The organism is Chromobacterium piscinae, from assembly GCF_021129175.1.
In the GTDB taxonomy this organism is placed as follows: domain Bacteria; phylum Pseudomonadota; class Gammaproteobacteria; order Burkholderiales; family Chromobacteriaceae; genus Chromobacterium; species Chromobacterium piscinae.
In genome coordinates, this window is record NZ_JAJOHV010000054.1 from 50,757 (window position 1) to 61,334 (window position 10,578).

Sequence of the window (10,578 nt, forward strand, 5' to 3'; positions counted from 1 at the left end):
ATTCGCATTGACTTAAAGTTAACTTTAACTTTGATACTAGCATGGCAATCATTCATTACGCGAACGACATGAGCCATATCCAGATCGTCTATTATTCCAGCGGCGACAGCACCCACCTGCTTGCCGAAGCCATCCAGGCAGGCGCGGCGGAACACGGCCACGCCCGCCTGCTGCGCATCCTGCCGCAACATATCCAACACGGCCGCTACCCCATCCAGGCCTTTGTCGACGAGCTGCAGGACGCCAGCGCCATTATTTTCGGCAGCCCCACCTTCATGGGCGGGCCCGCCGCGCAGTTCAAGGCCTTCGCCGACGCCAGCAGCGCCAACTGGTGCCGCCAAGCCTGGGCAGACAAGATCGCCGCCGGCTTCACCATAGGCGGCAACCTGAACGGCGACCAGCAATGCACGCTGGCCTACTTCTCCACGCTGGCCGCCCAGCACGGCATGCTGTGGTGCGGGCTGGACATCGCCGCCGGCTACAGCCCTGAGGGGCTCAACCGTCTGGGTTGCCAGCTGGGCGCCACCGCGCACAGCCCGGATGGCAAGCTGCACCCATCCGATCTGGCCACCGCCCGCCACCTGGGGCGCCGCGTCGCCGGACTGGCCAACCGCATGCGCGCCGCCGCGCTCAAAAAGGAGCAACAGACATGACACCCGACATCCATGGCATAGACCACATCCACGTCTACACGCGCGACCGCGCCGCCGCCGAAGCCTGGTACCGCCGCGTGCTGGGCCTCATCCGCGTGCCCGAACTGGAATCCTGGAGCCCCGGCCGCGGGCCGCTGACCGTCGCCAATGCGGCCGGCACGCTCAAGCTGGCGCTGTTCGAGCGGCCCGAAGTCGTTCCGGGGGCGGTAATCGCGCTGGGCGTGGACGCCGACGGCTTCCTGCAATGGCACGCCCATCTGCGGAAAGAGCTGGGCGCGCAGCCGGAAGCGGTGGACCACGAGCTTTCTTGGTCGATGTATTTCCTCGATCCAGACGGCAACGGCTACGAAATCACCAGCTACGATTACGCGGCCCTGAAGATCCGGCTGGCCCAAGACTGAAGGCCCAATGAAAAACCTCCCGCAGCGCCATGCTCGGGAGGCTTGTCCTCTTGTCCGGCCAAGCGGCCGGAAATATCCGCCCATGCCGGGCGGTCGGGTTCGGCGATGGCGCCGCTCAGGCGCGGCTGCCTAGTGAGGAACGATGACGGGGGCTTCCGGCGCATGCTTCTTCTGATGCTTGGCGGCCCGTTTCTCCTTCGGCGTCATCAACGGCTGTTTCTTCGACTCTTTGCTGGTGTGTCTGGATTTGCTCATGATTCGCTCCTGATTTAGTCGAGCGTCGGCATGACCGACACCGGCCTCAGTATAGTAAGAATCGACAGGAATGCCGGAAACGCAACAAAAATGCGCACAACATCTTGCCTTGCATCAAATATCTTGCCAAATCAATAAATGCCATTATCATTAATGTTCACGCCAAACAAAGCTCTTGCCAAGCCATGAGCGGCGACAAAACGACAAAGGAATCCACGATGAAGCATTTTCTGTCCACTCTCGTCCAGCTTTGCAACGTAGCAGGCCGCCCTGGCCACCGCCGCGTCAAGCACCGCTGAACCCCGCTCGGCTCCACAACCGTCGCGCCGGCGGATGAGCATGCCAACCATGAGCTGCGCTCATCCACTTGCGCGGCGTTTCCTTTGCTTACAGAATGCATGCAACCACCCTCCCGGAGCCGGCATGAACACTGTAGCAACCCCGCAATTGGACACCATTCCGCAACGCATCGCCTCGCTGCGCGCCGCGATGAAGAACGCCGGCGTCGACGCCTGTCTGGTGCCCTCGTCCGATCCGCATATTTCCGAATACCTGCCCAAGCGTTGGCAGGCGCGCCAATGGCTGTCCGGCTTCACCGGATCGATGGGCACGCTGATCGTCAGCGCCGACTTCGCCGGAGTCTGGGCCGACGGCCGCTATTGGGTCCAGGCCGAACAGGAACTGGCCGGCACCGGCGTTCAATTGATGAAAATCGACACCGCCGCCAGCAGCCTGCATCTGCAATGGCTGGCCGACACGCTGAAGCCTGGCCAGACGCTGGCGGTGGACGGCGACTCGCTGGGCCTGGCCGCGGCCAAGGCGCTGCAAGCCGCGCTGGAGCCGCGCAGCATCGCCCTGCGCACCGATATCGACCTGATCGACGCCATCTACGCCGGCCGCCCGGCGCTGCCCGCCGCCGCCATCTACCAGCATGACGCCGCCTACGCGCCGGAAAGCCGCGCCGCCAAACTGGCCCGCGTGCGCGAAGCGATGCGCGCGGCCGGCGCCGAGCGCCACTTCATCTCCACGCTGGACGACATCGCCTGGCTGTTCAATCTGCGCGGCGCCGACGTCAGCTACAACCCCGTATTCATCGCCCACGCGCTGGTCGAGGCCGGTTCGGCCACGCTGTTCGTCGCGCCGGGCAAGGTAGACGCCGCCCTCGCCGCCCAGTTGGCCGCCGATGGCGTCCGGGTGAGCGATTACGCCGAAGCCAAGCCCGCTCTGTCCGCGTTGCCCGGCGGCGCGCTGCTGATCGATCCCCGCCGCGTCACGCTGGGCCTGCGCCAGGCGGTGGCGGACGGCGTCCAGGTGATCGAGGCGATCAACCCCAGCACCCTGATGAAATCGCGCAAGAGCGCTGCCGAAGCCGAACACGTGCGCCGCGCGATGGAGCAGGACGGCGCGGCGCTGGCCCAGTTCTTCGCCTGGTTCGAAGCCAACGTCAACCAGGCCCGCATCACCGAGCTGACGATAGACGAAGAAATCACCGCCGCGCGCGCGCGGCGCCCTGGCTTCGTCTCGCCCAGCTTCGGCACCATCGCCGGCTTCAACGCCAACGGCGCGCTGCCGCACTATCACGCCACCCCGGAAGCGCACAGCGAGATCAAGGGCGACGGCCTGCTGCTGATCGATTCCGGCGGCCAGTATCTGGGCGGCACCACCGACATCACCCGTGTGCTGGCTGTCGGCAGCCCTTCCGCGGAGCAAAAGCGCGATTTCACCCTGGTGCTGAAAGGCACGATGGCGCTGTCGATGGCCCATTTCCCGCGCGGCACGCTGTCGCCGATGCTGGACGCGCTGGCGCGCGCGCCGCTGTGGCAGCACGACATCGACTTCGGCCACGGCACCGGCCACGGCGTCGGCTATTTCCTCAACGTGCATGAAGGCCCGCAGAGCATCTCGCGCGCAGTGCCGGAGCCGCACATGGCGATGCAGGAAGGCATGATCACCTCGATCGAGCCGGGCGTGTACCGCGCCGGCCAGTGGGGCGTGCGCATCGAAAACCTGGTGCTGAACGTGGCGTCGGAGCAGAACCAGTTCGGCGACTTCCTGAAGTTCGAGACGCTGACGCTGTGCCCGATCGACCGCCGCTGCATCGACCATTCGCTGCTGACCCGGCCGGAGATCGATTGGCTGAACGGCTACCACGCAGAAGTGCGCGCGCGGCTGTTGCCGCTGGTAGACGGCGCGGCGCGCGACTGGCTGCTGGCCAACACCGAAACGCTGTAAACTGCGGTGATACTGTGACAGGCCATGCCCCGCGGCATGGCCTGTTTCGTTTTAGCAAGGAAAGACCAATGCCGTTCGACCGCCTGGCCGACCTGCGCCTGTTCCAGGACGCCTCCCAGCTTGGCAGTTTCTCCGCCGCCGGCCGCAAGCACGGCCTGTCCCCCGCGGCCGCCAGCGCCTGCATCCAGCGCATGGAAGCCGCGCTGGGCGCCCGCCTGTTCCAGCGCACCACCCGCCGGCTGCGGCTGACCGAAGCCGGCGAAACCTATCTAACCTACTGCCGGCAAGCGCTGGAGCTGCTGGAGGAAGGCGAGCACCGGCTGCAGCAGGAACAGCGGGAGCTGAGCGGCGTGATCCGCCTGTCCGCCCCATCCGACCTGGGCCGCAACCGATTGCTGGACTGCCTGGACCGTTTCGGAGCTGAACACCCCGCCGTGCACTTTTCGCTGTCGCTCAGCGACACGCCGGCCGACCTGATCAGCGACGACATCGACCTCGCCATCCGCTATAGCCAGCCCGCGGACAGCAGCCTGGTGGCGCGGCAGCTGGCCGCCAGCCGCCGCGTGGTCTGCGCCGCGCCGGCGCTGCTGGAAAGGTTGGGCGTGCCCAGCCGCCCGCAGGATCTGGCTACGCTTCCCACCCTGACGCTGATGACCGGCCACGGGCCGATGAACGAATGGCGCTATCGCGACATGGGAGAGGCCAGAACGCTGCGTCTGGAGCGCGCGCGCCAGAGCAACGACGGCGAGGTGCTGCGCCGCTGGGCGGTGCAGGGCCTCGGCTTCGCCTATAAGTCGCAGTTGGACATCGCCGCCGACCTCGCCGCCGGCCGGCTGGCGACAGTGCTGGACGACTACTTCACCGAGCCCGCGCCGCTGCATCTGCTCTACCCCGGCCACCGGTTGCAGCCGGCGCGGATACGGCGGCTGATAGATTTCCTGCTGGAGCAGTTCGCGGTGTAGAAGACGGCGGATGCGTCTGCGGCCTGCCGCAGCCCCGCCCGGCTCGACGCCCCGACTTGGAAGCGCCTGCCCGCCATTTACAATATTAGGGCTTGCCGCCGTCCTGAGGCGTCGCGCTCAAGCCGATCTACCTGGCCGCCACGACCGAGGCTGCAGCAACGACGTTGAATGCGTTTGCAGAAGGCGATCGAGAGCGGAGACCTCCCACCGTACCGGCAATGTGGCGCCGGCAATGGGAACAGGTCATTCCCGTCTTCGGCTACCCGTCGCAGGTGCGCAGGATCATTACACGACCAAGACGATTGAAAGCATGCACATGCAACTGCGCAAGATCGTCAAAACCGGGGCCATGTCCCGAACGACGAGGCTGCCAGCAAGCTGCTCTACCTTGCCTTGCGCAAGATTGAGAAAGGCTGGAAGATGCCGCCTATCACCTCGAAACAGGCCGCCAGCCAGTTCGCCATTCTGTTCGGTGAGCGCTTTACCGACGCCATAGGCTGAGATTTGTCTAACCAACCACAGAATTCCTGACACCTCCCTCGTCGGCTATTTCGAGTGCGCCAGACGCCCGTCCGCCGACGTGCCGCGCGATGCGCGGCGTCTGTCTCAGCGTCACGCAGCCGGCGTGCAAAGAGATTGCCCCATGCGCGCCAAAGCATGGCCTTCGCTCATAGCGGCAGCGCGCTGGCCGTTTGCAGCGGGACAGGCTCGACTGCTCACCGTCGGCGCCAGCCCGTCAGCAGGCCTGCTCAGGCCACAGACTCGCTCAGGCCTATTGGCGCGTCTTCAACCATATCGTCAAGTTGAGCCAGATTGGTGCCCAGCAGGGCAAACACCGAGATCGCCAAACTGCCGATGCCGCACAACACAAAGAGCAAGGCTACGCCTCGTCCTTGTCCAATCCCCAACCAGCCTCCGAGCAGATCCGCCAAGCCGCCGCCAGGCATCATCGCAGGCGCGAGCACTCTCTCCACCAGTACGCCGCCCGCCAGCAGCATCGCCGAAACCGCGGCGAGGTTGATCGAAGCCAACAGGCTGAACAAGCTGCCGCGCCAGTCCAACGGCGTCTTGCGCATCCAAAGGCTCAAAGTGCAGCTGTTGGACACGCTGCCGCATGCCATCGCCGCCATGGCGGCCAGTGCCCACAACAGGGGCTTTTCCACGAAGCCGGCCATGGCCACGGCGACCGCCAACAGCAGATCCGACAATATGATCCAACGCATCAGCCGACGCTTGGGATTCGCGATGGTGACCGCGATCGCGCCGCCAATCGCGCCGAAGGCGCCGCACCCCATCACCATCCCCAGCGTGTCGCTGCCGTGCCGGGCCAGCACCAGCGGCGTCAGCATGCTGGAAACCAGCGTGATCAGCGCCACCTGCAACAGCATATAGATCAGCAAACCGAACATCGCTCTCTGCCCGTTCAGATAGGCCATCGTTTTGCTCAGACTGGAGCGGCTGTGCCGCCACAAACGGCCAACCGTGTTGCCTGCGGCCGCCGGCTCCGTCGCTCCCCGCATGGCTCGCAGCACCAGCAAAACCGCGGCCGCAATCAGCAGCGTCTCCAAAGGCAGAATGCCCGTCAGCCCAAACCGAAACATCAGCGCGCCGGCCAGCATCGGCCCCGCGAGTTGCACCAGCCCATCGCTCAGGGTCCGCAATCCATTGGCCTGGCTCAGCTGGTTGACGGGCAGCAGCCGGCTCAATGCCACTTGGTATGATGGCCTACGGAAGAGGTGGATCAAAGCGACAAGTCCATTCATCGCCATCGCAGCCGGAACCAGCAGCGCATCCAGCCAGATCATGAAAGATAAAACACCAATCAGCAGCAATAGTAAGAAATCGCAGGCAATCAGCACTTTTCTTCGATCCAATAGATCCGCGCAAGCGCCGGCGATGGGCAGCAACAAAAACGCAGGCAAGGTTCCCGTCAATAAGGCAAAAGAAAAGTCCTCGACCGAGCCCGTCTTTTGATAAATCCACACGCCTAGCGCGAATTGCAGCAATAGACTGCCCAAGCCCGTAATCATCTCGCTCAGCCACATGCAAGCAAACGCAGCGCCCAAGGATCGAAATCGCTTCAGCACCATGCTCACGAGAGCACCGCTTTCATGCCGCACAACGTTTCGTCCAACCATGCCGCCAGGCGCCCAGCCTGAGGCGATCGCAATAAAGTGATGTGATTGCCTGGCCCCTCCCAGAACGCTAAATCGGGAAGCCATCTACGCCAACCCGCAATCCATTGCTCGCGCGACATCGCGTCTTCTGACGAGCGCGCTTCCGACGGTTTGACCAGCACCAGCCGGCTGGGGCCTTGGTACAAGCGCTCTGGCCGGTATCCGGCTCGCAAAGCGCAGGCAAAGGTTCTGAGCACCCCGCTCAAGATATCCGGGGAACTGCGAGAAGGCAGAATGCCGACTCTAAGCAATTCGCCATGCAAAGCCTTTCTTTGCTCCCTCGCGCTTCGCTCCGCCAGCTCCGCCGCATCCAGTCTTAGCGGCTCTCCGCACCCCTGCTGATATAAGGCAATCAGTCTACTCAGCACTTCGCGCTGGCCATACTCTCCTGGCGCATCATTCGGCACCCGGCTGTCCAGCACGGTCAACGACAACACGCTGGTTCCCGCGCTTTGCAACTGCGCCGCCAGCTCATGCGCGATCCAGCCGCCAAAAGAATGCCCTAGCAAATGTACTGGCCCTGGCGCGCTCGCCCGCAGCGCGTCCAGATACGATCGCGCCGCATCCTCGACCGTCACATGCGGGGGCTGTCTGCCATCCAGCCCCCTTGGCTGCAGCCCATACACGCTCCCTTGATAGGAAAGCGCGCTTGAAAGCGCGAAGAAATCCACCACGCTGGCACCTGCGCCCGGCACGCAAATCAATGGCGGCAATGATTGCCGTCCCTGCCTGAGCATCACCAGCGGCTGGTGAGCCGGAACTCGCGAGCTCGCTTGCGCGCCCAGATCGCGCCAGAAAGCCTCGGCGGATGCCGGCATATTCGTTGGCTGCAATGGAAAATCCCCCGGTTCGGGGACATAGGATGAAAGACAGCGGCGCAACCATGCCGGCAAACTGGCTTGCGACCGCTCGACCGCCAGCGCTTCGGACTGTCGAGTCCACGCAGGCGCGCCCTCCAGCGCAACGCAGGCTACAGTCTGCCCCATGCCTCGCAACTGCAAGCCCACTTCATAAGCCAGCGCCCCCAGAACGCCTTTTCCCGCCAGGCAATAAGGGCCATCAGGCTGCAAACGGCGCACCTCGCGCGCCAGCGCATAAGCCAAGCCTTGCAAGGTCTGGAATCCATGCTCCGGCAGGGCGGCTAGCCAAAGCCAGTCAGACTCCTCGCCTTCGAGGCTCGCCAGCGCCGCTCCGCTGCTCACGCTATCCTGCACCATCCATCGCTTCACAGTCATCAGCCTTTCATCCTATTGGCAGATAAATCGCCGCCATTCAGCTCATCATGGACAAGCCATGCCTAATTTTCTGCCGGCAATGGCTGAGTCGCGAATCCGGTACCCACGCTTTCCTCGCTAGCCGACAATTTCCATTGCCTCACGTTTCCTGACTTGTCGAACAACAACACCAATTCCTTGCTGTAATTATTCTGCCCACGGAACAAAACGCTCACATTGGTGAAGTTTTGCAGTTTGGCTTTGTACTGCCGGTAGCTGTACACCCAAATTTCATTGTCGCCATCAAAGCTTATCTTCCGCTGCGGCTGGCCAAATAAGCCCGCCATTCCTTGCTTGGTGCCTTCGCCCCGAGACAAGGCCTGCTTGACATACGGTTCGTCCACATCCTCCAGCTTGGCATTGCCAACGCTGGCGCAGGCCGACAACAAAATACCCAGCGCCATCGCGCCAAACAGCCTTGCAGCTCGCCTCATCCTTCTCGCCATGCTCCCCCTCCTCGGCTCAAACTGGATCCATATATTCGAAAACCACGAGCGCATCGTTAGACCAAGAAGCATCGCTCAGCGGAAGCGAATAAAAATATTGCTTTGGGTAAGGCCAGTAGAAAAACGGACTCCGTTGCTGCCGCAGTCCATAAAGCCATTCTGTCGGCAATACCAGCCTGCGCTCGCCCTGCTGCAAGGAAACGGAAAATAAAGGTCTGTCGGCAATGAACAAATAACTGAATGGCTTGGCTTCGTAAGGGTCGTTCTCCACTTCCAACCTAGCAACCCCCTTGATTGCATCCAAAACCGCCGCGCCGACTGCGGCTGGCACATACTTGGCGCAATTGTGCATATCCTCCATGCAGTTAGCCTCCTTAGCCGCGGCGGGCATGCAGTCGACCTTGCCTTCATTCAGCCCATTCAGATTGCTTTTGACATCCACCAAGCATTCCAAACGCAAATCGCCCAATCGCCTGGTCCCTGCCGGCAGGCCCGGTGTGCTCACCTCGGCTCGCCAATTGACGCTCTCGCTCGCTGGCGACACCATCAACTTCAATGAGGAATCCGACTTTTCCGCCGTTCCCGGCAGAGAAAAAGCCTGCCTCGCTCCAAGCGGCACCACCGTGGATCCGCCCCTGCCCGACAGCTTTAGCGTTGGCGCTGGCGCATTGGAAGCGCCGCTCAGATAAAGTCGATATTGGAACACGCCACTCGGCGCAAGCTTGGCGTTTTCCTGAAAAACCGCCTCGCCTTTTTGCAAGACCGCATAGGTCCGACTCGAAGCCAGATCCGCGGCCGTGCCTGCGGCCAGGGCGGATGTGAGCCAAGCCGCGGCCAAACCGCAGCCGATGGCGGCGCGCACTGCAGATTTGCCTGTCATCTCGCCTCACTGTGACATTTGATTTTTTGAATTACATATTTTATTCATTTGAAATTAAAACGCAATCCGCAGACAGGCGGCTGGAAGGGGAGGCTTGTCCCGGCCAGCCGCCCTACCCATCGTCAGGATCAAGCCTCCTTTGCCAATCGTTTTCTGAACGCCTCCCCCAGCGCCAGGATCGCAGGCATCTGCAATATGCTGTAATGATCACCCTTGATTGTCTCTACCCTCAGATCAGGGCATGACTGACGCCATCCTTGATCCAAATTCGCGGCAAGAGAGTCGGTAGCCACGAACAAAACCGTGGGCGCAGCCAAGCGCTTCGGCTGATAAGAAAGCACGGCTTTTAACGTCATCCAGCGGGTGGTCAAATGCGACCACTCTTCCGTTAGCGTCCCGGCCGCCGGCCTCCCAACCTCCTTAAGCGCGGTTGACAGCATCTCGTCTGGATTCGGCAAGCTGCGCAAACTGGCCAGCCCAGCCTCGTCATAGCCATGCTCCAGCTCCAGCCAGAAGAACAGCATGGCGACACGCTCGTTTCGCTCGGCCCGTTGCCGCTGCTCCAGCCTAGCCGCGAGGCTGGAATAGTCCGGCATGCTATCGATCAGTCCCAGGAAGGCGATCTCCTCCCCCTGAGCGGACAGTTCCGCCGCCACCGCATGCGCGATCGTGCCGCCGACCGACCAGCCTGCAAGGCTATACGGCCCCTTCGCCTGCAAGCTTCTTATCCGAGCCGCGTGAATGCGCGCCAGCCCGCCCATGTCTGGCTCTGCCAGCAAGTTTCCGTGCTCATCAATCCCAGGCAAGGCATAGATGGAACGCCCCTGTCCGAGGTGTTCGGCCAGATCTCTGGCATAAGCGATGCCGCCATGAAGTTCGTGCAGGATAAACAAGCGCTCCTCTTCGCCCTGTCCCCCCACCCGTATGGCAGCGTCGTTCCCGCCCCCCGCGCTCAATCGGCGCGCCAGCTCGGCCAGGGAAGGGAAAGCGTAAACATCCTGCAAGCTGGCGGCGTAAGGCATGCGGCCTGCAATGCTTGCCACCAGCCTCACCGCCAGCAGGGAGTGTCCGCCCAGTTCGAAGAAGTTGTCGTGGCGGCCCACTCGCTCCACCCCCAGCAGCTCGCTCCAGATCGCCGCCAGCGCCGTCTCCGCCTCGCCTTCCGGCGCCGCGTACGCCCGGCTCGACAGCTGCGAGCCGTCCGGCGCCGGCAGCGCCTTGCGGTCCAGCTTGCCGTTCGGCGTCAACGGGAAGGCCTCCAGCACCACGAAGCCGCTCGGCACCATGTACTCCGCCAG

General features: G+C 62.9%; 12 protein-coding genes and 1 pseudogene. 5 read left to right on the plus strand and 8 right to left on the minus strand.

Translation table 11 applies throughout. The features are described 5' to 3' along the window. The first annotated feature begins 41 nt into the window (after positions 1-41). Positions 42-653, plus strand: a complete 612-nt coding sequence (locus LQR33_RS14250) for a flavodoxin family protein (protein WP_231469481.1) — start codon at positions 42-44, stop codon at positions 651-653. Next, positions 650-1,054, plus strand: coding sequence for a VOC family protein (locus LQR33_RS14255; protein WP_231469484.1), 405 nt, complete (start codon positions 650-652; stop codon positions 1,052-1,054). Before LQR33_RS14250 ends, LQR33_RS14255 begins: the two co-directional genes overlap by 4 nt. 129 nt (positions 1,055-1,183) lie before the next feature. Here the strand turns inward: LQR33_RS14255 and LQR33_RS24230 are convergent, their stop codons facing one another. Together LQR33_RS24230 and LQR33_RS14260 are read right to left on the minus strand one after the other, a co-directional pair. Beyond that, positions 1,184-1,309 (minus strand): hypothetical protein, encoded by a 126-nt coding sequence (locus tag LQR33_RS24230; RefSeq protein WP_021475974.1) that lies wholly within the window; start codon positions 1,307-1,309, stop codon positions 1,184-1,186. Positions 1,310-1,440: 131 nt separating this feature from the next. Then, positions 1,441-1,659, minus strand: a complete 219-nt coding sequence (locus LQR33_RS14260) for a hypothetical protein (protein WP_231469486.1) — start codon at positions 1,657-1,659, stop codon at positions 1,441-1,443. Positions 1,660-1,756: 97 nt separating this feature from the next. On the opposite strand from LQR33_RS14260, the gene LQR33_RS14265 reads away from it, so the two are divergent. From LQR33_RS14265 to LQR33_RS24410, 3 genes and pseudogenes are all read left to right on the plus strand, one after another. Then, the gene (locus LQR33_RS14265; protein WP_231469495.1) at positions 1,757-3,541 is read left to right on the plus strand and encodes an aminopeptidase P family protein; all 1,785 of its coding nucleotides are present in this window, start codon (positions 1,757-1,759) and stop codon (positions 3,539-3,541) included. 68 nt (positions 3,542-3,609) lie between these two features. Then, entirely contained in the window at positions 3,610-4,503 is an 894-nt protein-coding gene (locus LQR33_RS14270; RefSeq protein ID WP_231177882.1) for a LysR family transcriptional regulator, read from the plus strand. 164 nt (positions 4,504-4,667) lie between these two features. Further along, positions 4,668-4,733: pseudogene (locus LQR33_RS24410) on the plus strand (hypothetical protein); the annotation flags it as partial. Positions 4,734-4,788: 55 nt separating this feature from the next. Here the strand turns inward: LQR33_RS24410 and LQR33_RS24415 are convergent. From LQR33_RS24415 to LQR33_RS14300, 6 genes are all read right to left on the minus strand, one after another. Continuing rightward, on the minus strand, positions 4,789-5,019 hold the full coding sequence (locus LQR33_RS24415; protein ID WP_378108679.1) for a hypothetical protein: 231 nt from the start codon (positions 5,017-5,019) through the stop codon (positions 4,789-4,791). A 233-nt stretch (positions 5,020-5,252) separates the two neighbouring features. Beyond that, positions 5,253-6,593 carry an MFS transporter gene (locus tag LQR33_RS14280; RefSeq protein ID WP_231469497.1) on the minus strand — a complete coding sequence of 447 codons (1,341 nt, stop codon included), beginning with the start codon at positions 6,591-6,593 and terminating at the stop codon, positions 5,253-5,255. Positions 6,594-6,595: 2 nt separating this feature from the next. Continuing rightward, positions 6,596-7,915 carry an alpha/beta fold hydrolase gene (locus tag LQR33_RS14285; protein ID WP_221667768.1) on the minus strand — a complete coding sequence of 440 codons (1,320 nt, stop codon included), beginning with the start codon at positions 7,913-7,915 and terminating at the stop codon, positions 6,596-6,598. 62 nt (positions 7,916-7,977) lie between these two features. Next, positions 7,978-8,400, minus strand: a complete 423-nt coding sequence (locus tag LQR33_RS14290) for a hypothetical protein (RefSeq protein ID WP_166440737.1) — start codon at positions 8,398-8,400, stop codon at positions 7,978-7,980. 16 nt (positions 8,401-8,416) lie between these two features. Beyond that, the gene (locus tag LQR33_RS14295; protein WP_231469488.1) at positions 8,417-9,262 is read right to left on the minus strand and encodes a hypothetical protein; all 846 of its coding nucleotides are present in this window, start codon (positions 9,260-9,262) and stop codon (positions 8,417-8,419) included. 146 nt (positions 9,263-9,408) lie between these two features. After that, positions 9,409-10,578, minus strand: a 1,170-nt coding sequence (locus LQR33_RS14300; protein ID WP_231469490.1) for a thioesterase domain-containing protein, incomplete at its 5' end; no start/stop codon positions are given.